Annotated in this window: 15 protein-coding genes; 7 read left to right on the top strand and 8 right to left on the bottom strand. The window is 65.6% G+C overall.

From position 1 onward, the window contains the following. Positions 1-38: 38 nt before the first annotated feature. Together NG898_RS22085 and sctV are read right to left on the bottom strand one after the other, a co-directional pair. The gene (locus NG898_RS22085) at positions 39-317 is read right to left on the bottom strand and encodes an EscS/YscS/HrcS family type III secretion system export apparatus protein (RefSeq protein ID WP_027679288.1); all 279 of its coding nucleotides are present in this window, start codon (positions 315-317) and stop codon (positions 39-41) included. Beyond that, positions 317-2,512, bottom strand: coding sequence for a type III secretion system export apparatus subunit SctV (gene sctV, locus NG898_RS22080; RefSeq protein ID WP_252694437.1), 2,196 nt, complete (start codon positions 2,510-2,512; stop codon positions 317-319). Before sctV ends, NG898_RS22085 begins: the two co-directional genes overlap by 1 nt. A 255-nt stretch (positions 2,513-2,767) precedes the next feature. Here sctV and NG898_RS26205 point away from each other — a divergent pair, with 255 nt between their 5' ends. From NG898_RS26205 to NG898_RS22060, 4 genes are all read left to right on the top strand, one after another. Further along, entirely contained in the window at positions 2,768-3,922 is a 1,155-nt protein-coding gene (locus NG898_RS26205; protein WP_252694436.1) for a FliM/FliN family flagellar motor switch protein, read from the top strand. Continuing rightward, positions 3,915-4,574, top strand: coding sequence for a type III secretion system export apparatus subunit SctR (sctR, locus tag NG898_RS22070; protein WP_065854284.1), 660 nt, complete (start codon positions 3,915-3,917; stop codon positions 4,572-4,574). Before NG898_RS26205 ends, sctR begins: the two co-directional genes overlap by 8 nt. Before the next feature lie 24 nt (positions 4,575-4,598). After that, positions 4,599-5,351, top strand: a complete 753-nt coding sequence (locus NG898_RS22065; RefSeq protein WP_252694435.1) for a lytic transglycosylase domain-containing protein — start codon at positions 4,599-4,601, stop codon at positions 5,349-5,351. Between the two features lie 110 nt (positions 5,352-5,461). Then, positions 5,462-6,349: a helix-turn-helix transcriptional regulator gene (locus NG898_RS22060; RefSeq protein ID WP_252694434.1), complete on the top strand. Its 888-nt coding sequence runs from the start codon at positions 5,462-5,464 to the stop codon at positions 6,347-6,349. 9 nt (positions 6,350-6,358) lie between these two features. Here the strand turns inward: NG898_RS22060 and NG898_RS22055 are convergent, their stop codons facing one another. Further along, entirely contained in the window at positions 6,359-7,456 is a 1,098-nt protein-coding gene (locus tag NG898_RS22055; RefSeq protein WP_252694433.1) for a LysR family transcriptional regulator, read from the bottom strand. A 438-nt stretch (positions 7,457-7,894) separates the two neighbouring features. On the opposite strand from NG898_RS22055, the gene NG898_RS22050 reads away from it, so the two are divergent. Further along, complete coding sequence (locus NG898_RS22050; RefSeq protein WP_252694432.1) at positions 7,895-9,376, top strand: hypothetical protein; 1,482 nt, start codon at positions 7,895-7,897, stop codon at positions 9,374-9,376. A 19-nt stretch (positions 9,377-9,395) separates the two neighbouring features. Here the strand turns inward: NG898_RS22050 and NG898_RS22045 are convergent, their stop codons facing one another. From NG898_RS22045 to NG898_RS22035, 3 genes are read right to left on the bottom strand one after another with little or no spacing between them, the layout of a single operon-like run. Further along, positions 9,396-9,809, bottom strand: a complete 414-nt coding sequence (locus tag NG898_RS22045) for a hypothetical protein (protein ID WP_252694431.1) — start codon at positions 9,807-9,809, stop codon at positions 9,396-9,398. A gap of 9 nt (positions 9,810-9,818) precedes the next feature. Beyond that, positions 9,819-10,094 carry a hypothetical protein gene (locus tag NG898_RS22040; protein WP_252694430.1) on the bottom strand — a complete coding sequence of 92 codons (276 nt, stop codon included), beginning with the start codon at positions 10,092-10,094 and terminating at the stop codon, positions 9,819-9,821. Beyond that, a complete protein-coding gene (locus NG898_RS22035; RefSeq protein WP_252694429.1) occupies positions 10,091-11,053 on the bottom strand; it encodes a formyltetrahydrofolate deformylase in 963 nt (320 codons plus the stop codon). Before NG898_RS22035 ends, NG898_RS22040 begins: the two co-directional genes overlap by 4 nt. A gap of 281 nt (positions 11,054-11,334) precedes the next feature. Here NG898_RS22035 and NG898_RS22030 point away from each other — a divergent pair, with 281 nt between their 5' ends. Beyond that, the gene (locus NG898_RS22030) at positions 11,335-11,895 is read left to right on the top strand and encodes a hypothetical protein (protein ID WP_252694428.1); all 561 of its coding nucleotides are present in this window, start codon (positions 11,335-11,337) and stop codon (positions 11,893-11,895) included. On the opposite strand, the gene NG898_RS22025 is transcribed toward NG898_RS22030, so the two are convergent. Together NG898_RS22025 and NG898_RS22020 are read right to left on the bottom strand one after the other, a co-directional pair. After that, positions 11,889-12,401 carry a CC0125/CC1285 family lipoprotein gene (locus NG898_RS22025; RefSeq protein ID WP_252694427.1) on the bottom strand — a complete coding sequence of 171 codons (513 nt, stop codon included), beginning with the start codon at positions 12,399-12,401 and terminating at the stop codon, positions 11,889-11,891. The genes NG898_RS22030 and NG898_RS22025 overlap by 7 nt on opposite strands. Next, positions 12,398-12,889 (bottom strand): Ivy family c-type lysozyme inhibitor, encoded by a 492-nt coding sequence (locus tag NG898_RS22020; RefSeq protein WP_252694426.1) that lies wholly within the window; start codon positions 12,887-12,889, stop codon positions 12,398-12,400. Before NG898_RS22020 ends, NG898_RS22025 begins: the two co-directional genes overlap by 4 nt. Before the next feature lie 371 nt (positions 12,890-13,260). On the opposite strand from NG898_RS22020, the gene NG898_RS22015 reads away from it, so the two are divergent. After that, a complete protein-coding gene (locus tag NG898_RS22015; protein WP_252694425.1) occupies positions 13,261-21,378 on the top strand; it encodes a hypothetical protein in 8,118 nt (2,705 codons plus the stop codon). Positions 21,379-21,546: the final 168 nt, after the last annotated feature.

Here is a 21,546-nt window from a genome sequence, read left to right as displayed (position 1 = left end):
GAAAAGGTGCTCAAGAGAGGTGGAGGAAGACTGCGTGCTCACAGCAGGCCGGGACGGCCCGTTAAAACGAGTTCCAATGCACCGCCGGCGTAGCGCAGCAGTTCCTGGCCGGCCCATCCGGCCATGAGCAGCACGGTCACCATCACGGCGATCATCCGCACCGTCAGGCCGATGCTCTGGTCCTGGATTTGCGTGACGGCCTGCAGCACGGCGATCAGCAACGCCGAGATGCCGGCCACCAGGATCACCGGCAGCGACAGCACCAGCACCAGCGTGAGCGCATGGCGCGTGATCTCGATCACGGTGGCGGCGTTCATCATGCGGTGGCTCCGGCGGTGGCCGCAGGGTCGGCCTTCGGGCGGTCTTCCGGCGGGTTGCGCACCCAGCCGACGGTGTGGAGCTGCACGTCGGCTTCGATCTCCTGCAGAGAGACCACTGGCAGGTCGGGCAGCGTCGCCTCGATCAACCGGCGCACATAGGCGCGGCACGTCATGGCGACCATGATGGCGGTGCGCGGCTGGCCGGCCGTTGCCTCGGCGTGGCGCGCGGCTTCGGTCACGTTCTGGACCTGGTCGGCGATGTTGGTGCGCACCTCGCGCGAGAGCCCGAGCAGATTGCCCTGTTTGGTGCGCACCACCGCATCTTCAATGCGCTCCTGCAGGCTCTGCTCGAACAGCACGACGTTCAGCGATCGGTCGGGCCCGCAGAAGTGATCGGTGATCTGCCGGCGCAAGTCCATGCGCACCAGTTCCACCAGCATGGTCACGTCGTCGGGTTCGTGCGGCGAGCGCGCGATGAGGCTTTCGAGAATCGTGTTCAGGTTGCGGATAGGGATGCCTTCGTCGAGCAGGCGGCGCAGGACGTCGGTCACGCGCTGCAGCGGCACGAGGCGCGTCAGTTCGCCGACCAACTCAGCGCGATCGCGGCGCACGAGCTGCAGCATGTTTTGGACTTCCTGAATGCCGACCATCTGTGCCGCGTGGCGGCGGATCACGGCCTCCACGTGCCGCGCCACGATCTGCTCGGGCTCGAGCGCCTGGCCCCATGCAGCCTTGGCGGTCTCGTCGGCCTGCGATGCCGGCATCGTCATCCACCACGCGTGGGTGAAGGGCCCGAACGCCGCGGTGCTTTCTGCGTCCACGCCAGCGGGCGGCGCCGCTTCCGTCCAGAGGCGATGCGCAACCTGCAACGTACCTTCTGAGGCAAACACGTCCTGCACGTAGATGCGGTAGTGCTTGGGAAGTGTCTGCGCGCTGTAAGTCAGATGCACGCGCGGGAACACCAGGCCGATGTCGTCTTCCACGGCAGCCTTGGAACGCGCCAGCGCGTTCTGCAACGGCACCAGCTTGATGTCCTTGCGCAAGTTCTCGGCAAGGCGTACGGCCACTGGCGCGGCAATGCCCGCCGCTGCAGAGACTTCTTCGGGGCGACCCGGCTGTGCGCCGGTGCCTTCGGCGCCGACCGACAGGAGGTTGAGGATGGGTGGCGCCTGGCGCTCGCGCAGGAAGTGGATCGCGCTCCCGCCCGCGAGCAGGGCCAGCGACAGGAATGCCCATTTCGGCATGCCCGGCACCAGCACAAACGCAAACAGCACGAGGGCGCCCATCAGCAAGCCGCGAGGGTGCGCGGCGATCTGCGCGCCAATCAACTGCCCGAGGTGGCGGTCGTTCATCTCGCGCGACGACACGCGCGTGGTGACCACCCCGGCCGCGATCGACACCATCAGCGAGGGAATCTGCGAGGCCATGCCGTCGCCGACCGTGAGCACGGCATAGCGGTGCAGCGCATCGGCCACCGACATGTCATGCATGAGCGCGCCCACCGCAATGCCCGCCAGGATATTGATGACGGCGATGAGGATGCCCGCAATGGCATCGCCCTTGACGAACTTCATCGCGCCATCCATGGCGCCGTGCAATTGCGATTCCTGTTCGAGCAGTTCGCGGCGGTGCTTGGCCTGGTCCGACGTGATGATGCCGGCGCGCAGGTCGGCGTCGATGCTCATCTGCTTGCCGGGCATGGCATCGAGCGTGAAGCGCGCGCCCACCTCCGCCACACGTTCCGAACCCTTGGCAATGACCACGAACTGCACGATGGCGATGACGGTAAACACCACGCCGCCCACCACAACGTTGCCGCCCACCACCAGCTTGCCGAACGTGTCGATCACGTGGCCGGCATTAGCTTGCAGCAGGATCAGCTTGCACGAGGCGATGTTCAGCGAGAGCCGGAACAGCGTCGTAAACAGCAGCAGCGAGGGAAATGATGAGAACGACAGCGCCGAGGGCAGGTAGATCGAGATCGTCAGCAGGATCACGCTCGCCGCCAGGTTGAGCGAGATCAGCCCATCGAGCACGACCGTGGGCAGTGGCAGCACGAACAGCGCCACCACCGACCCGATGAACAGCGCGATGAGCAGGTCATAGCGCAGCAGGCCGCTGGCAAACGCGGCATGGCCGGGGTCGGACCGCAGTTTGGCGAGGGCTTCCTGCGCGGTGGGAATGCTCGGCATGACCTTCCTTATCTGGGGGCAGCGGTGCCCTGAAGAACGTTGTCCTGCACACGCGGTACAGGCGTGCTGCAGGGCGAGCCCAGTGTAAGAGCGGCCCTTCGCGGCGCCGCGTCCGAACTCACGTAACGGCAGCCAGGCGGGTTTGCCGTGGTTACGAGAACGAGTAGCGGGCGTGGGGGGGCATCGGCACTACAGTGGCTCCGTTTTCCAGCCACCCCCAACGAGCCGCGAAAGAACGTGAAGCGAGAGATGCCCGTGTCGGTCACTGACCTCGCGCAGGCCGAAGGACTCCTGCACCTGGGCAGCGGCGTCGCGCGGGCCCAGTCGTGGGCGTACGTGCAGGCGCATGGCGACGTGTTGTTGCCGCCGGTACAGGTGGGTGCAGAGCGTTGGCGGTTGCGTTGGACGCCGCCTGGCGCGGATGCCGCATCCCACCAGGCAGTACCGCTGCCGGGATGGCACGCGTTGCGTTTTGCCGTGGGCAAACACGAAGGCTGGCTGCTGGCAGACGCAGCGCTGGCCACCTGCCTGGCCGATGACGGTGTGCAACCGGACGTGCCGCATGCCATCTTCTGCGCGCTGGCGGCCGATGCGCTGGGCAACGTGTCGCGCGCAGTGGAGGCGCAGTTGCGTCAACCGGTGCGCTGGCAGCCCGAGCTCAGCATGCAGCCGACGGCGGTATGGCTTGCGCAGAATGCCGTGAGTTTTTCTGTCTGCACCGATGAGGGCGCGGCGCGCGGCAGCGGTGCCATCGCAATGGACGATCTTGCCGGCTGGCAGCGTTGGCAACAGGCGCTGGAAGAAGCGCCAGACGCAGATACACCCCGCGCCGCCCGTGTAGTGCCGACCCCGCAATGGATGGAGCGCCTCGCGATCGGCGTGCGTTTCATGATCGGCCAGACACAACTGCGTGCCTCCGAACTGCGTGGCGTGGCCAAGGGCGACATCATCGCCATCGAGAAATGGACTTCGCGGGGTGCGGCGCTGGAGTGTGTTGGCACGGTGCCGGGTATCCCCATGCTGGGCATTGCCGCGCATGCCCTTGGCAAACAAATCATGGTGGACGCCGTCCGCCACACGGAGCGCGACATGCCCGACGAAAGGAATTCCGCCAAACCGGTGCAGGCCAAGGGCTTGCCGGGTGCGGCCACAGCAGGCGCCCCGGTGGCGTCCTTTGATGACATCGAAGTGCTGACCACGTTCGAGTTGGCCGAGCAGGCGCTGCCGCTGCACGTGCTGCGCAATCTGGCGCCAGGGCAGGTGATCGAGCTGGAGCAGCCGCTGAACCACACCACCGTGCAGATCCGCGCCAACGGCAGCCTGGTGGGCAGCGGCCAGCTGGTGGCCGTCGGCAACCGGCTGGCGGTACGCGTATCCGCCTTTGTGCACGACACGCCCGACCATGCCTAGCCTGCCGAATCCCGTACCGATGATCGCGATGATCGTCGCGATCGGGCTGATCCCGTTCGCGGCGCTCATGGTGACGTGCTACACCAAGCTGGTGATCGTCTTCGGGCTCACGCGCAATGCGCTGGGCATCCAGCAGGTGCCGCCCAACCTGGTGCTCAACGGCATTGCGCTGATCCTGACGCTGTTCATCATGGCGCCCGTGGGCGGCGACATGGTCAACAACCTCAAGGGCCGCAACTTCAATTCCGGCGCGCAGTTCAGCGTGGACGACGTGATGGCCATCGTGGACGCCGGCGTGCCACCTATCAAGGCTTTCCTGCAGAAGCACACGCAGGAGCGCGAGCGCAATTTCTTCCTGAAATCCGCCACCAACATCTGGCCCAGCGGACGCGCGCAAAACCTGCAGGCCGACGATCTGACAGTGCTGGTGCCGAGCTTCACGCTGACCGAGCTGACCAAGGCATTCCAGATCGGCTTTGTCGTCTACATTGTCTTCGTCATCGTTGATCTGCTGGTGGCCAACGTGCTGCTGGCGCTGGGCATGCAGATGATCTCGCCGACGACGATCTCGGTGCCGTTCAAGCTGCTGCTGTTCGTGATGCTCGACGGTTGGGCAGTGCTGATCCACGGGTTGGTGCTCTCTTACCACTGAACCCTCAACACTGAAGGGGCGGCCATGCGGTTTCGTGTCTTCTGCAGCTTGCTGACCGGTGTGCTGGCGTTTGCGGCCGGGCTGGCCCATGCGGGGCCCACGCTTTCGAGCGCGGAGTTCGCACAGGTGGCGCAGCAGTGCGCGCCGCGTGTGGATGTGATGACGTTGGCAGCGCTTGTGCGCACCGAGTCCGGCTACAACCCGTACGCGATTGGCGTGGTGGGCGCGCGGCTGGCACGGCAGCCGGCATCGATGGAAGAAGCGCAAGCGACCATTCAGATGCTCGAGCAACGCGGCTACGACTTCAGCCTCGGCCTGGCGCAGATCAACCGGCGCAACCTCGCCCGTCTGGGGGAGACCACCACCACGGTGCTCGACCCGTGCCGCAATCTGGCCGCCAGCCAGCGCATCCTGCGCGAATGCTTCACACGGGCCACCCGCAGCACCGCTATCGAGCAGCAAGCCTTGCGGCACGCGCTGTCCTGCTATTACTCGGGGGGCTTCAGCGTGGGGTATCGAGAGGGCTACGTGAGCCGCGTGGTGGCAAACGCCCAAACGATGGTGCCGCCGATCGACGTTGCGCCCGCACGCGCGCAGCCGATCCCGCTGGCGGAGCCCTCGCGGCACACGCAGGCCGCAGCGGCGCCGATGCCGTCTCCTGCGCCATCGCCCGCGGCCGTACGTCCGGCCTCTTCGTCCTCGGGTTGCGCCGCGGGGCGACAGGTCATGCTGGTCAGTTGCGGCCGGGGCACCTGCGTGCGCTGTCTGGGGCATTGAGCAGGACATCGGACTTGGCACGTCCGATCTCGTTCCCATTCGGCAATGGACAGCAGCATATGCAGCCACAAGACTACGTATAGCCATTGCGGCTTTTCCGGGAACCGACCATGAAGAGTGCCAGCGACAACGCCGGAGCCTCGTATTTCACGCCCCAGGCAGCCACCGCCGGGCTGCACGACGCCGTGCATATGCGCACGCTGGGCGGCGTTCTGCTGTTCGATGACCAGAAGATCATCACGCGCCAACCGCCGCACACGCTCGCCGTGCACGCGCCCCAGCTGGCCACGCAGCTCGCCGCCAGCATGCAGCCGTATCAGCGCCGCCAGAAAGTCCAGGAGGTGCTGACCAGCATCGGCTTCGACAGCTTCGAGTACAGCGTGGCGCGCATGATGTCCGGTACGGTGGAGGTGCTTTCCAGCCTGACGACGTACGGCAAGGCCGACTGGATTCATCGCTATTTCTCGCAGCGCTACCACGAGATCGATCCGTGCCTCAAACGGTGCCTGGCCAGCGGCACACCGCTGGTCTGGGACGCAGATGACCTGGCCGCCTGGACCGAGCGCACGCCGGGCCTCGCGCGCATGCAGGCGTATCTGCTCGACTGCGAGGCGTTCGGCGTTTCCAGCGGCGTGACGTACTGCTGGCCGGCTGCAGAAGGGCGTGCGCGGGTGGTGGTGCGTTTTCATTCCAGCAACCGCAATCGGCGCTGGATCTCTGACGCCGTGATTGGGCAGGCGTTGGCACTTGGCATGGCAGTGCATGAATATCTGAGCGCTTACGATCTGGTGCCGAGCCGCCCGCTGCCCGGCGATCCGAATCTGTCGCAAGTGCAACAGCGCATCCTGGACTGCCTGATCAAGGGTATGACCGATCGCGAGATCGCCCAACTGCTGGAACTCACCACGCACAACGTCGACTACCACCTGCGCCGCTTGCGTGCACTCTTTGGCGTGACCACGCGCGTGCAGTTGGTGAAGGCGGCCTGCTACGGATAGGGTGCCGTGTCAGGCCAGCATGGAGTTCAGGAAGCCGAGGTGATCGTCGACCAGCACGGTGCTTCCGCATGGAGCGGTTGACGGAAGATCGATGTGGGCAGGTGCCGGTGTAACGGGCGTGCCCTTGTCCGTCAATACACCCAGGCCGGGCACAGACAGGAGCTTGGGCTGTGGTGCCGGCGCGCTGCTGCCGCGTCCGCCGCTCAGCGCTGACACCACGGCGCTCACGACCGGATGGCAATCCGCCTTCGGGTACACGAGCGCGGTGTTGATCTGCGGAGCGTCCCACGCAAGTTGCACCCGCACCAGGTCAGGCGGCAAGGCGGTATGTGCCTGACCCACCTGCAGGGTGACGGCGATGCCGCTGGCTGCAAGGTCGCTCGCGCTGGCGGCGTCGGGCGTGATCAGCAGCGGCCCCGGCGTGGCGCCATGTCGGCCGCACCAGTGGGTCAGTGCGCCGAACAAGCCATCGTGCAAGGCGGCGTCGAGCGCCACGGGAACGTTGTCCAACTGCCAGGCATCCACCACGTTCTGGCGGGCCAGCCAATGGTCGACCGAGACCACCAGCGTCACGCGCTCGTAGGCGACCGATACCTGATCCAGACCGTCGTGCAGGGGGACGTAGCCCGCGATCAGGCCGGCGTGCAACACGCCACGCATGACGTTGGCGACGATACGTTCCGGTGCCATCACCAACATGTCGGCACGCATGCCGGGCGCGCTCGTTGCCAGAGCCGTCACCACGCGCTGCAGTGCCGCCGGCATGCCGGGCATGAGCGACGATTGCGTATAAGCGAATGTCAGCGCCGTGCGGGTTTCGGCGTGTGCGTCATTCTGAGCGGTGCTGGGTTCGGGCTGGACGATGCGCCGGGCCAGCGTATCGGCCTGCTGGAGCAGGGCCCGCGCTTCGGTGAGCAGCCTGCGCCCAGCCTCGGTGAGCTTGAGGCGCTTGCGCTCGCGCTCGAACAGCACCACGCCCAGCGCTTCTTCCAGCCGGATGATCTGCCGGCTTAGCGGCGACGCCGAAATATGCAGGCGTTCAGACGCTTGGGCAATGTTCTCGGTCGTGGCAACCGTGACGAAATAGCGAAGCTGTCGCAGATCCATGCGCGTACACATCGTGAAACAGGGCGGTCATTCGCCACGCTAGGGTATGTCTTCAAGACTTGGGCAGTTGTCCGGCTTTTCGTAAGACACGGCTGCACAAGGGCCTGCGAAAACGATAGCGCGTTGGCTTGAGGGGCGTGCGCGCTTTCTTGCGACGATTGTCGGGTTCCTGCCATTGGGCGTCGCAAAAGCGTGGGCAAAGGTTTTGGGTGCAATAGCCAAAACCGCAGTGCTTATGCTGAAAAGGCATGGATTTCCCGCCTCAGCCCTGCCTTCGGGCGACTCCCGCGCCATGAAAGTGCACGGCGCAGGCCTCAGGCCGGAGCACCCACGCGCCTTGATGCCCCGTTCTGCCTACGGTTGACCGTAGGGCGGCGCGCCTCCGATCGTCCCTACAGTGGCGGGCATGTGCGCATTAGCAGACGATGGAGCGGGATCATGAACATTCGATGGGGGCGGCTTGCGAGCAGCGCAGCGGTGCTGCTTGCGCTGGTGTCGTGCGGCGGCGGAGGAGATGGCGCGGCGCCAGGCCAGCAGGGGAACGACGCGCCGCCTGTGGCAGGCGCGCCAAGCCAGCCGCCGCAATCGACTGCCACGTGCAGCGAGGTCGCTCAGTACGGCATCACCTTCACGTTCGATCACGCCTATGCGTGCGGCACCTTTGCCAACGGTGACTACTGGATCGCGCCGGATGCGGCGGGCGGTGTGGTCACCATCACCGCCATCAGCCCCGCCTATACCGGCACGCGCAACGGCTTCGAGGTCAACCCTGCGCACGTTGACAGGCAAGGCTTCGACAGCCGATCGGAGGGATTCGACCCCACGCTGGTGCCCGCGTTGCCGTATGCCGCGCGCGGTGGGGAATCGGTGGTGAAAAGCATTTCGCTGGTCGATTCACCTGCGGGGCGCACCTTTCTTGATAGCGCGGCTGTGCTGACGGTGCTTGGCGCCATCCCCCCCGAGGGCGGGGCGAACTTGTTCCGCCCTCCGTACTTCGGCGCCGACAAGCCGCTGATTCCGCTCACACGTGTTCATACCGAGCGGCTGCCGAAACTGGCGCCGGTGGACTACGCGCCCTCGCTGGACGACATTGCGAGCCGCTTCGCCCGCGTACAGCTCGACCACATGAACGACTGGACGGGCGCCGACATCCACCCCGTGCAGAACCTGCCTGACTATGGCGCGCAGGTTGCCGAAGATACGGCGGACGCAGGCTTGCGCCTGATGCTTGCCGACAGCCTGCAGGCCAAGATGCCCGCGTTGATCGGCTATTTGCAATACGGCATCGACCTTGCGGCCGCGCGGCACGGCGGGCTGCAGTTTGCCGCCAATGGTGGCCACCGTATCGGGCGCAAGGTGGTGCTTGCGTTTGCGGCGGAGCTGCTGGATGACGTGGACATCGCCGCCCTCGTGCACGACGCGCCCTACAACACGTACCAGGAAGACGGCGACCTGCATTTCAGCCCTGTGGCTAACCAGGTGCTATGGGGCGCGCCGTGTTCAACCGACGACTACTGGTTCAACCAGAACACCACGCGGGGCTCGCGCGATTGCCGTGACCCGTACGACCGTATCGACGGCGGCCAGACACCGGGCGGCGAATACCAGTTCTGCTGCACTACCAAGCCGCTGGTGGCGACTGCATTGATCCTGCATCTGATGCCACACCTGCAGTGCCTTTGGAACAACCCCGACTTGATCGCCTATGCCGATCGCTGGGTCAACTTCGGCGCGTGGACGCAGCCTGACCCCTACGCACCGCACGGCAATGGCGCGCTGGATACCGACCCTTCCGATGGAACAGGCCGTTACCCGGCGCTGCACGGCACCAGCCGCAACGACGGTTATTACAGCAGCCGGTTTGCCGATGCCATGTGGGTGGCGTACCGGGCCGGCGCGGCTGCAACACTGTGCCCTTGACGATGCGCGCCTGGTTGCGTCAAGCCAGCGCCGCTGCATGCTCCGTCAGTTCGCACGCGAATGAAGCGCAGCATGTTTGCGGGCAGACGGTGATGGGCGCGACGGCCCACGCGTACAGCCAGGCCTGCGGCAAGGGCGGCGCATCCCCTGCGGGGAGCCCCGGCAGTGCATCGGCACGTTGGAGCACATCGCCGAAGACGAGCACCAGGCGGGTTAGCAGGCGTGCGTAGTCAGGGCAGGTGCCAATGCGGGCCCGCGCACGGCGCTGGATCATGCTCAGCGCAATGACGACCACGGGCTCGTCGACCGCCGCTGCAGCGTGTGACAACAGCCGGACCAGCCGCAGGTACAGCCGCGCGTAGCGCACGAAGAGCGCCGGCGGTGCGGCGCCGAAATCCGCATCGAACGGGGCAAGGGCGGGGACGCAAGCCATGGCACGCCTTCAGAACGTCGGTGGCTGCGGACTTTGCGGCTGCGACTGCAGACGTGTTTCGGCGTCGGCGTATTCGTCACCGAAATAGCGGGAGACTGCGGCCGCGGCGTGCGTTGATGCTGCCGGCTCGCGGGGCGCGTCATGCGCAACGCCGGCACTTGCGCCCGCCATGTGCACGGAGCCGCTCGCAAACATCCAGACCGTGAATGCCACGGCCGCACCTGCAATGACAATGCGTGCCGCCACACGCCCGCGCGTGGACGGCGGAAGATGACGTGCGCTCATGACACAGCCTCCGTATTGGCGATCGTTGTTGGGGATACCACCACGGTGGCCGCGCCGACGGTGACCACGCGGTGCTCCAGATGCCAGCGCGTGGCGTTGACCAGCGCCTGGCACTCAAGCGCCGCGCCCTGGGCGATCAGCGCGTCGGGGCCGTCGTCCGAGGCAATGCGCGACATGGCTTGCTCGATGATTGGCCCTTCGTCCAGGTCGGCCGTCACGTAGTGCGCCGTCGCGCCGATGTAGCGCACGCCCCTGGCGTAGGCCCGGCGGTACGGATCTGCGCCAGAAAAGGCTGGCAGCAGCGAGTGGTGGATGTTGATGATGCGGCCGGCGTGTCGTGCGACGAAGCCCGGCGTGAGCACGCGCATGTAGCGTGCGAGCACGATCAGGTCGACATGGTGAAGCTGGAGCAAGGCGTCCAGCTCGGCCTCTGCCGCTTCCTGACCGTGCCGATGGTCGACGTGAATGAAGGGCACGCCATGCTGCCTGCACAGGGTGGCCCGTTCAGCGTGGTTGCCAGCAACGAACGCGATGTCGCAAGGCAGCGTCAGTGCCGCGTGCGCTTGCAGCAGCGCCTGCAGGCAGTGCTCCGTGCGGGAGACGAGGATGGCTACGCTCATGCGCCGGCCCGCGGCGCTGTGCCAGGTGACATCGTTGCTTGGTGCCGATGCGGTTGCCCACCGCTGATAGAGCCGATAGTCCTGTGCCAGCACGTCGGGGTGCAGGCGCATTGCCTCAGACGGTGTATGGCATTCGGCACGCACGATCGTCATGCCGCGGGCGCTGATGTGCTCGATGCGGGCGTCGGCGTCCAGGTGGTCCCGCACAAAGCCGTAGATGTGCCGCGTATGTGCAGCCGGCAGCGTATGCAGCGCGGTCACGATTGCGCGGGTGCCGGGCACGCGCATGTGGGAATGCAGCGTGTGTTCCGCTTCCAGGCCAAGATGGGTCGATGTCATGCCGTGGGTTTCCTCTCTCGCCGCGCTTCGCATGGCATGCGAATGGGGCGTTCTGTTTTTACGCAATCGCGCATGTAATGGCGCTTAAGGCGAGAGTAGCGAGCGGGCTCAATCGAAGGCACTACGGCCTTGCGCAAGCTTGCGCATGTGGCGACGGATTACGCTGCGATTGTCGTAGCACGGCGCTTCGGCCCTGGCGGACACGATTTCTCGGAGGCACCGTGCGGGCGGGCCGCTGCCAGAATCGGTGGATCTCTTTTCTGACTGTGCAGGAGCCCGTCATGCAACGTGACGATTCGAGCAAGCCACGCCGGAAGGCGTACATCGCTTTTGTCGTGGTTGGCGGTGCCTTTCTGGTGGGGGGCGTCATCTGCTGGGCGATTGCACTGCATATCCTGCGCACGCAGGTGCGTGCATCCACGCCGCTGATGGCGGTTGTCGGCATGGGGTGGGCAGTGCTGACCATGACGTTGTCGATGGCGCTGACGATGCTCGGCGCACGGGTGCGCGCGGCTCGGCTGGATGCGCGGCGCGGGCATGTCGTGATCAGCGGATACGACCCCGCGTTGGCGCGGGACAGGCTGATCGTTCAAGGGGAGGGCGTCGAGGCCACCGGCGAGGCCGATGTCGAAATCACCACCGTGCTGCCGGCGGTCGTGACGGCCATCAGCACGCTGATGCTCGCGGCAGTGACGATCGGCTTGTTCTGGCTGGGCCGCACGACGCCCATGGGCGTGTTCATTGGCGGGCTGCTCTGCTACTTCATGTCGAACTGGGTGTACCGGATGTGGCCGCGCAAAAAGGCCGATGAGGGCACCGCAGCATCGTCAGGCCGTCAGTAGTCGATGCGTGCCTGGCCGGCGGCCAATTCCGGATGCGCCGCCAGGATGGCGCGTGCATCCCCCATCGGCTTGCGCTTCGTGAGCGTGTTGGTAAGCGTGATGCGATAGATCTGGCCCGGTGCCACCGTGCTCAGGTCTTGCCCTGGCTCGTAGCCCACCACGCGGCCGTGCCGCCCAACATAAACTTTGTCGGGCGTGTAGAACGGGTGGAATTCGCTGGCATCGGCATTGCCTTCAAGCACGAAATAGCGGTAGCCGTGCGCCGCTGCAATCTGCGCGCAACGCAACACCAGGCCGTTGTAGACCGTCGATGTGGTGGTCGTGTCGTTGCCGCGGAAGCGCACTTCCCACGTGCGCGGACCGATCTGCTGTTCAGAGAAGCCGCCGTAGCCGAGGTCAGCTTGGTACGGCGTCTGACAGCCAGACAGGAACAGCGGCGCGGCAACGACGAGGCATCGCGCGAGTGAGCTGAGAGAAGCGAGCGAAGCAATTGGCCAGCGGATCATGATGCGTGGTCCCAGTCGGGGTTGGCGCGACGGACATTCTTCATCAGCAGTGCCTTGATGGGCTCGTCCGGATGGCCGAGCCAGCGCAGCTTTGCATAGGCGGAGGCTGGCCGGTCTGTCGGATGCGGGTAATGAACTTCCACCAGAACCGCCCAGGCGGCGTTGGCGTGTTCCGGCGTATCCATGCGGAAGGCACCGAAGACCTGCTGCGCTGGGCAGTCATGCGGTTTGCACATGTCACCCGTGATGTAGGTCTGGCCGTCGGTTGCGCGCGCGGTGTACTCGCTGCTCGTTCCCTGGCCACCGCGCAGCCAGGCGGGCAGGGCAGGCTCGCCACGCAGCATGGCGTCCCACGCGGGTTGAAAACCGGGCTTGTGCGTCAATTCCAGGAAGATGCCGTACTCGCTTGCGTGGATCAGCGTCGGCACCGCCAGTGCAATGGCCACGATGGCGATGGCCAGGATGAGGAATTCGACGATGCGGCGCATAGGCGTAGCCCATCGCACAGCGCGCGGGCAGTCAGACAGGACGGCCTAGCGTAGCCGTCGGAACACCCGGTTGGCACTACATGGATTCGTAAGGCGTGTGCCGCACGCCATGCAGCGAAAGAGCGGGATCGTCCAACTGGTTTTCTGGGCTGGCCTGCGCGGCGCAGGCCGAACTTACGGAGGGCTGTAGGCAAGCTGCGTGCCCGTGCTTGTGACAATGCATCGGGCCAGGGATGCGTCTCGCGCCGTGGCCCTTTTCGTTGCCTTGTGTCCCCATGTTTCCCTATCGCCCCGACGGCCTTGTCGTGCCGCGTGCGCCAGAACCGGCGCCTCCTCCCCCCGCTTCCCTGACTGCCCAGGTGCAAGGCCGAATGGCCCAAGGCAGTAGCCTGCAAGATGCCGTGCATGCCACGCAGGCGAGCAATCCGCTGGCAACGGCAGAACAGATGGCGATGGCTGCCATTGCGGCGCAAGCGGCTCAGCAAGCACAGCAATCCGCCCGCGCAAATACGAAGCCGAAGCAACCCACCGATCTGATCAATCGTGCCACCCGGCAGGTTGCCGATGCGCATGTGCTGGACGCGAAAGTGGTCGATCAGGTGGGCCAGTTGCTGAAGCGCCCTGTTCAGTCGGCAACCGGTAAGCCCGACCTCACGCGGCTGCATGCACCCGATGCAGTGCTGGTCGATCGCATGCGTGCGCAGATGCAGGCGGGCGCCACGCCAGCGGAAGCGGTCAATGTGCTGCGCGCAGAGCAGGCGACGCAACAGCCGGATGCCGATCTGGATCTGGCGGTCGCCGCGCTCATGGCCTGTGCCGCAGAACACGGTGGCCCGGTGGCCAACGCGCTGCCGCTGGCGATGCGCGACCTGGGTGCGACCTTTCCGGCAGCCACGCTTACGCTGGCTTTTTCACAGGCCGACATTGCCGCCAGCACGCAGGACTGCAATCAGGCCGTTACCGATTACCCCGCTGCCGAAAGCAGTGGCGCCCCCGCTGATGAGCAAGACAGCAAGCTGACGCGCGCCAACGCTGCGTTGACGCGCCTGCAGCGCGCCATGATCAACGGCATGCGTTGCGTTGCCGATAACGCGCCCGATGGCACCGCCGCTGCGGGCCTGGTCGATGCGTTCGGTCGGGCATGCGTGGCAGCGGCCACACCGGAGTTGCGTCAACAGTTGAGCGACACCTGCCATCAAGCCATGCAGGCGGTGCTGGCGGAGGCGCCTGCCACGCGTCACTCCACCATGGCGCTTTATCTGCTGGGAGTGGACCAGAGCGCCGCTGCGGATGTCAGCGCCAGGGCTGCCGACGCCTATGTCGCATTGGCGCAGAAGCATCAGCAAGCTGCGCAGGCCAGCGTGGATTCTGCGCAAGCCGTGCTGGACAGCAATCGCAACCTGCCCGCCAGCCTGCGTCGCGCCGAGGCACCCTCCGACAACGCGGCATTCAACCAGGCACAACACCAACTGACCCAGGCGAATGCCGAGGTGGCCGACGCGCAGGCGCAGCAGCAGGCCGCGGCGGCGGGCAAGGATGTCGTCTTGCCAGCCAAGACGCCGGAACTCTCCGGCTACGCGGCATCGCTGACCGACCTGCAGCGCGCGACCAGCGGAGCGCTGGCTGATTTCAAACGGGCGCTGGGCAACGAGGTGGCGCAGGACGCGACACAGGCCTACGCCAACGACGCCCAAACGACGCTACAGGCTGCGCAGCGTGCGGCGCAACCATCGCATGCCGTGCCCGCAAGCCTGCGCCGGGCAGAAGAGCAGGACAACCTCGGCAGCCTGCACGATGCCAAGCGCACCGCGCGCGATGCCCAGGCGCAACAGAACGCGGCGGCGGCAAACAAGGCCCCTCAGGTACCGCAAGCCGACTGGGACCAGGGCGTGGCTGCTGCCCAGCGGGCGCACGCCGGACAAGGCCTTGACGAGGCCATTTCACGCGCGTCGTTGAGTGGGCGGGTGGAGGGCGCAGCGGCACCGCTCACGCCCAGCACGCCCGGCCTGACTGCATTCGAGCAGACCCTTGCCGGGTCCGACGCCGTCACGCTTGGCCTGGTGCGCACGAGCCAGTTCGATCTGACCCAGGTGCAGAAGCTTCCCGCCGCTGAGCGCATGTGGTTGCTCGGATCGCTTTCCAGCGCGGACGCGGCGTTCATGGACCCGAGGCGCACGCAGCAGGTTGCTGGCCGGCTGCAGCAACTGGCGATCCTCAAGTTGGCCGGAGTGACGCTCGACTGGAACGACCCCGCCGTGCAGCGCGATCCGTTCCCGTGGGCAGCACAGCACGCCACGCCCGAGCAAAAGCAGATCATGGGGCGCTGGGTGGCAGCCGCCGACGATGCGCGCGTGCTGTGGGTTCAGGAGCACTGCAATGCGCAGGCGCCCGCAGGCGACCCGCGCGATCCATCGCACATTGGCGCCGTGCAAAACGCCATGCAGATCGCGGCCATCAACCGAAACAACGCGCTCACGCCCGCAGCGGCTGGCGTCATCGATCAGATGACGGCGTCAACGTTCGGGCCGGCGTTCTGGTCCGATCAGATTGGGCAACTGCTCAAACCTTCGGAGCGCGACACCGGCCTGCAGACGATTGGGCTGGTGCGTGTCGGCCAGTTCATGAAGCAGTTGGCACCCTATATGTCTGGTGCAGACGCCGGCCGCGCGCTCGATTGGATCAAGGCGAACTACAAGGAAGACTGGTTCGACAACAACCCGGAAGCACTGTCCGATGCGGGATCGTGGTACGAGGGCGTTGCCGCGCTTGTACAGGCTGCGTTGCCGGAGAAAAATCGCGGCGCCGAGTTTGCAACGTGGCTTATCGGCCCGCAGTCGACGCTGGCGCGTTCCGACAACACCACGCGCGATACCTTGCTCGCCAGCGCCCAGCAGATGGGAGCCAACGGCGATCAGCAGCTTCCCGAGGCCCTGCGTGCCGCACTCAAGCCGGTCGACCCCGAGGCGGCACAGCGTCTGGATGACTATTACCAGGGCGGGTTGCAATCGTTCGTTGCCGGCAAGGGCTACCTGAGCCGCGATGACCGGACTTCGTATTCGAAGACGCAATGGGCCGCTTACCAGGCGCTGCCGGAACATGCCGCCGAAGGGCAAGTGGAGACGCTGGTGGCACGTGTCAGCGCTACACCCTACACAGTCGGGTCGGTTGCTTTTCACAACGCGCTGGGCCTGTCGCTTGGTATGACGGACATCGGCACGTCGACCGACGCACAGGCGCGCGCCAACCGTGCCGAGCAATGGCTCAACACGCCCAATGCACCCGTTGACGCCACCACCGAATGGTTTGCTGGTGACCGCCTGGCCGATGCCGGCAACGTCATCGGCGCATTCGACAGTGCGATTGCAAGCGGCATCCAGGCGGCCAACGCCAAGGCACGTAGAAGCCGCGCGCCGGAAGAGCACTGGTCGCTCACAGTCATGCCAATGCGAGCCTATGGTGAACAATCCGGGCAGATGCAGATGGCTTTAGTGCGCGTGCAGGGCGATCAGGGCACCACGTTCTACGTGGGCAGTCGGGGCGGCAGCGCGGACGATCCGACCGCCACCGCCACCAGCCGGGACGATTTCCTCTCGCAGACAGCGTTGACGACCAAGGACTGCCTGGTCATGCCGAAAGGGGGCAACGTTGCACGCAGCGGTGCCGACGGCACGATCGCCATGGAGACGGTGGCTGGTCATATCAACTCGACGCTGGATGACATCAACGATGCGACGGGCATCCCGATGCTGGTCGGGGGCGTGGCGTTGGGCGTGGTGGCGGCGCTGTCGACAGGGCCTGTGGGTTTGGCGGCGGAATTGTTGATAGCGCTGCCTACCGCCACGCTGGGGTTGGCCAATCTTGCAAACATGGCTGGGCACGACCGCTCGCTTACCTCGGGCGAAGCCATTGGTGCAGAGCTGATGGTGGCCGCTGCCGGAGGCGCAGCCGTCGCGCGTACGCTCGACTGGGGTGCAAGCCTGCCCGCGGCGGCGCGCTCCGGTGCCGAAGTGTCGGAAGCGGCCGGGAACTCGTTGGCCGTCGGACGTAACGCGGCGGAAGCGATTTCGTCGGAAGCGTCCGGCGTGCGCGCGGCAGGCGCTGTCGACGGGGTGGCCGAAGCCGTCACAACTGCCGATGTGCGTCCTGCTCTTGCACAGGCCGCTCAACGGCTGCGCGCGGTGTCAGGCGTGGCCGGCGGGCTGCAGGCAGCGCAGGGGCTGCAGCAACTGGCTGCCGTGTGGGACGACCCGGAGCAACGCGACCACGAGCTCTTCATGCAGGTGATGAACTTTGCCGCCATGGTTGGGATGGCACCGTTGATGGGTGGTGTGCGTGCGGTGCGGGAGCGGCGTGCGATGGCCGATGCTGGGCGGCCCACCTCACACATTGCGCGGACATCGGATTCGTTGCTGTCAGAGCATTCGCTTCAGATACACGCGTTCGTGCCGGAAGAAGCCATACTGGATTTGCCCGCCAAGTTGCCTCCGATTGAGCGCTGGAATCGCATCCAGGCCTGGTGGAACCATTCGGGCACGCAAAAGGTTCTGATGATGCGGTATCCGCAGCTTTCGGAGGCGGCCGAGGCCGGCGGTTTTATCGTCCTGCACGACGACTCACCACGCCAGTTGCCAGAGGGCGCGGTCGTGCCGGCGGATCCCGAAACCGGCTTGCCCGCCGGGTATGCGACCTTCCACCATGCAAATGGTTTGCGCGGCCTGTTTTTGGGCAAGCGTGGAGTGGCATGGGAGGTTTTCGGCGGGTCGGAAGAGGGCGACTCCAGCCCGCAGAGTGCCCAAGAATCATCCGAGAACGCAACCTACACGGCCGGCATCCGGTTCGAGGACAGCCGTAGCCGGCCGGTCGGCTCGACGACCGCGCAGCAAAGGCTGGAAGCCGTGCGCACGGCGCTCAACGCTGCTGCAGCACAGGCGGGTGTCAGCGCGCTGGCTGAACACATCGATACGGTGCAGCTTCACGATGGCGCCACCGGTATTCATGTGCAGCCGGATGGCCAATGTGTGCTTCAAATCAACGCGCTGGCTGCTGCCGTTGCTGAACCGGAGGCGCTCCTCAATACCCTGACCGAGGGCATACAGGTCGCCATGGACGTTGGCCGCAGGCGCGAGCCCGGCACAGCGTCGCCACATTCGTCCATGGCCGAACAGATTCCGCTAACCGAACCGGCTGTCACTGTTGGCATGCGGCAGCGGCTTACGCCGTCCCGGGCAGATGGCGAACCGATATCGCCTGCCGAGCTGGAGCGCAATCTGACGGCACCGGCGAGCGATGATTTTCCGCCGCGCAATCCCGATGGCTCGCTCGCTGCGCCTACGCAGGAGTGGCGTAGCTGGTTTGCGCCTGTGCCTCCGCGCGGCTGGCCGGTCGCCCAGCACGATCACCGGCACTTTATTGGTGTGGGCAATGCCTTGGATGCAGGCGTGCGCGGGTTTGTCGCGCATGAAGCCGACTTTCCGCCTCGGCTGACCGCGCTGGTGCAGAAGGGCCTTTTCCGCAAGGCGGGGCTGTTGCACGATGCCACGCGAGACCGCACGGCGGGCACGCCGCCATTCATCGGCAAGACACTGGAGGATTTCGACCATCTGTCCGCCGTGGTCGGCCTCGACCCGTTCGAGCAGACCGTCGCGAAGATCACCGATGCCGCTACCGCCCACAGCCCTGCAGAGAAAGCCGTGTCGCCAACGTGGCACGAGCAGCTCGAAGCGGCGCACGCCGACGGCACGCTGACCATGGAAGAGGCCTCGGGGCTGTTCACCGTGTGCAAGATCATGGGCATGGTCGACCAGATGGAGACGCTCTGCACGACGCGCTCTGCAGAGGAACTCTACGACCGCCTTGCAGGTTTGCGGGCTGAGTTTGGTGAGGGTGGCGTTCCTGGCATGGACCTCATTGAGGACGAGCAGATGGCCCCCGCCGAGGTGGCAAAGGTTCTGGGCTCTGGGTTCTACCGTATGGTGGGTGACGCCAATTGGGTGGCGCCCTATGACGCCATCGAGGCTGACCTGCGCGCCAAGGGTGTTATCGATCAGGTCAGCCCGATGCCCGACAAGGAAACATTGTTGGATTGGGTGCCCACTACCGGGTCGGGTTGGCGCGCCATGATGGTGGCTAACGATGCAATGAAAGCCGCCCTCGAGGCCGACGCGACGCTGACCCACGCGCAGGTGGCGGCTATTGGTGCACATGCGATCGACGCACACCTGATCGAGCGCGCGGCGCAACGCGACCTGAACCAACTGCCGGATGAAGCGCGTGACCTGGTGCGCGAACTGAGCGAGCCAACGGCCGATCCCAATGCGCCCGAGCACGTCGCCAAGCAAGTGCGGCTTGCACAGCTGCTGGCCGACGAGAACGTCCTGACGCCGGACCATTCACCCAGCGACGATCGCCCCATTCTGCCTGCGCTGGAGCCTTCCATTCCCCCGCCCGACAATGCACCGGCGCGCCCTGAACCGCCCGAGGCCAGGCCGGCCCATTCGCTGGCGCCGGAGCAACTGCAAAGCGCGCAAGACTGGATCGACGCGATGGACGAGGACGACGGGCTTCGGCGATCTCTTTCACTGCTGCTGGAGCAAGCCCAATTGCCTGCGTCAGCGCGTGCCACCGATGCGGATGTGGTGGGTCTCATTGAAGACGCACTAGCCTCCCGGGCGTGGTACGAACGCGCACGCGCCGAGCGCGACGCATCGCAGCCGCATCCCATCGAAACGGTCGGCAACCTGCAGAAGGTGGCCAACACCGCCAACCAGATCCGCACGGACACTGCCATCGACGTCCTGCCGCTGGAATACACGCTGCGGCCGGCCAGCGGCGACGCCCCGGTCACCATGGAACTGACCGCGGGCGGTGGTGTGTTGGAGGATCCGGAAGCGCTTGCCGAACAACTGGCGGCAGAGATCAATGACCTGGAAAGTGGCCTGTCCGGTGCGCGGCTGCGATTGGTTGCGCAGGATGATGCCCAGCTTGGCGATATTGTCGAAGCGCTCTACCTTGCCCTGGAGCGCCTGGGTGTTGAGGTGGTGAATTCGGATGCTCCCATGCTGCCGGACGGCAGGCACGCGATGGAGTTGATTGGCGAAGTTCCACCGGAGGATGAACCACCAAGCCCTGGCGGTGGCTCCGACGATGATCCGGAACCGCCGGACGGCCCGCACGTCGGTCCCTCGCCCACGCGTCCGCCGTTGCCGTCGGGTGGCGGCGGCGCCCCGCCAGAAAGTACCGAGCCGCCGCCTTCAGAAACGTTGCCTGCAGCGGATCGGACGGCGCCGGAACTTGAAGGGCCGTCCGACATCACGGGGCCGCACTTGGAGGTGCTCGACGGCGCCCGCGCTCGCCTGAGTGCTGCCATTGCGCAACTGAGTCGATTGGTCCCCGACGGGCAAACTACCGAACCGGTGGCGATCGACGCTGCTGCGCTTCAGCCGGTTCGTGATGCGCTGACTGCCGGTGGAGCACTTGGCGCTGATCATCCGCAGGTTCAGGAATTATTGGACCGCATCGAGGGTGTCCAGCTTGCCCTGGAGGATGCGAAGGGCGCGTCGCCGAGACTGGGCGAGTACCACGTCACCGCGCTGCTCGATCGTGCCTCGCAAGCGCGTGCCGAGCTGGATCAACCAACTGGCGCACCTACGCCGGCCTTGCCTGCCGCAGTTGATGCTTTACCAGTCGACGATTCGAGTGATGACGTGCCAGACGACGCTGGCGACACGCCGCGCGCACTGCCTCCTGCATCAGGTTCTGAACCGGGGCCGACTGCGACGGCAAACGATGGCGACACGCAAGGCGGCTTGGTGCAGACACTGCGCGGGGTGCGAAGGCGCATCGCTGAGAGGACGCGCGATCTGATGAACCGTGCCGTGTTTGCCGGCAGCACACCTGGGAAATCGATCATGCGGCGGGAAGCGCTGGGGCCGGCGGAGAGCAAAAAGGCGCTACCGGTCGGAGACGGCACCGGGTCGCCCACGCTGTCCGACAAGCCTGGCTTGCCCGGTGTGATCGAAACCATCGCGCGTGCTCACGCTGAACTTGAAGAGATGGCAAGCAACAGCAGGAACTGGCATGCCGAAGCCGAGGACGAGCAACGCTACGACATCTCAGACGATGACCGTACGCATAACGCCAATACCGGCGACGAGATCAGGCGCTTGGCCGAGTTGGAGGAGGCTGTAGCGACAGCAATTGAGGGCGCAGGACAGATGCATGCGAGCGAACTGAAGGCCATCGCAGATGCTTTTCTGGAATTGGAGACGGGGCTTGTCGACGCAAAGTACTCGCAAAAGCCGGCTGCACTACGCAAGGCGTTGGATGTGGTCAATGCGGCGCTCGAAAAATTGCTGACCGCGCTGGGCACCCTGGGAGGCCGATATAGCAAACTCCTGGACAACCTGGCCGAGTCGCCCATCGATCCAGCCAATCTGCCGCGCGGTGCTCGCACGCGTGACCACTTCCCAAAGCCGCCCACTTCCTCCTGATTGACCGAAGAGTCCGTCATCTGAAAGCGGGGTGGCGGCTTCTCAAAATCGAAGTCGGAGAAAGAGGGGGGAAGGAGGCGTGTGTTGCGGAGGAGTGAGCAAAGCGGTGGCTCGAAGTTGATGCATTTTCTTCGAGCTACCGCCTGCCTATGCGCAGCATGTGTCTGG

This window comes from Ralstonia mojiangensis, assembly GCF_023955645.1.
Classification (GTDB): domain Bacteria; phylum Pseudomonadota; class Gammaproteobacteria; order Burkholderiales; family Burkholderiaceae; genus Ralstonia; species Ralstonia mojiangensis.
The sequence above is the reverse complement of the archived record's forward strand: the minus strand, read 5'-3'. Positions and strand labels throughout refer to the sequence as shown.

Bases quoted from the DNA above. Each gene is read 5' to 3' on its own strand.
- NG898_RS22085 (WP_027679288.1), bottom strand. From the start codon at position 317: ATGAACGCCGCCACCGTGATCGAGATCACGCGCCATGCGCTCACGCTG.
- sctV (WP_252694437.1), bottom strand. From the start codon at position 2,512: ATGCCGAGCATTCCCACCGCGCAGGAAGCCCTCGCCAAACTGCGGTCC.
- sctR (WP_065854284.1), top strand. From the start codon at position 3,915: ATGCCTAGCCTGCCGAATCCCGTACCGATGATCGCGATGATCGTCGCG.
- NG898_RS22065 (WP_252694435.1), top strand. From the start codon at position 4,599: ATGCGGTTTCGTGTCTTCTGCAGCTTGCTGACCGGTGTGCTGGCGTTT.
- NG898_RS22060 (WP_252694434.1), top strand. From the start codon at position 5,462: ATGAAGAGTGCCAGCGACAACGCCGGAGCCTCGTATTTCACGCCCCAG.
- NG898_RS22055 (WP_252694433.1), bottom strand. From the start codon at position 7,456: ATGGATCTGCGACAGCTTCGCTATTTCGTCACGGTTGCCACGACCGAG.
- NG898_RS22050 (WP_252694432.1), top strand. From the start codon at position 7,895: ATGAACATTCGATGGGGGCGGCTTGCGAGCAGCGCAGCGGTGCTGCTT.
- NG898_RS22045 (WP_252694431.1), bottom strand. From the start codon at position 9,809: ATGGCTTGCGTCCCCGCCCTTGCCCCGTTCGATGCGGATTTCGGCGCC.
- NG898_RS22040 (WP_252694430.1), bottom strand. From the start codon at position 10,094: ATGAGCGCACGTCATCTTCCGCCGTCCACGCGCGGGCGTGTGGCGGCA.
- NG898_RS22035 (WP_252694429.1), bottom strand. From the start codon at position 11,053: ATGACATCGACCCATCTTGGCCTGGAAGCGGAACACACGCTGCATTCC.
- NG898_RS22030 (WP_252694428.1), top strand. From the start codon at position 11,335: ATGCAACGTGACGATTCGAGCAAGCCACGCCGGAAGGCGTACATCGCT.
- NG898_RS22025 (WP_252694427.1), bottom strand. From the start codon at position 12,401: ATGATCCGCTGGCCAATTGCTTCGCTCGCTTCTCTCAGCTCACTCGCG.
- NG898_RS22020 (WP_252694426.1), bottom strand. From the start codon at position 12,889: ATGCGCCGCATCGTCGAATTCCTCATCCTGGCCATCGCCATCGTGGCC.
- NG898_RS22015 (WP_252694425.1), top strand. From the start codon at position 13,261: ATGGCCCAAGGCAGTAGCCTGCAAGATGCCGTGCATGCCACGCAGGCG.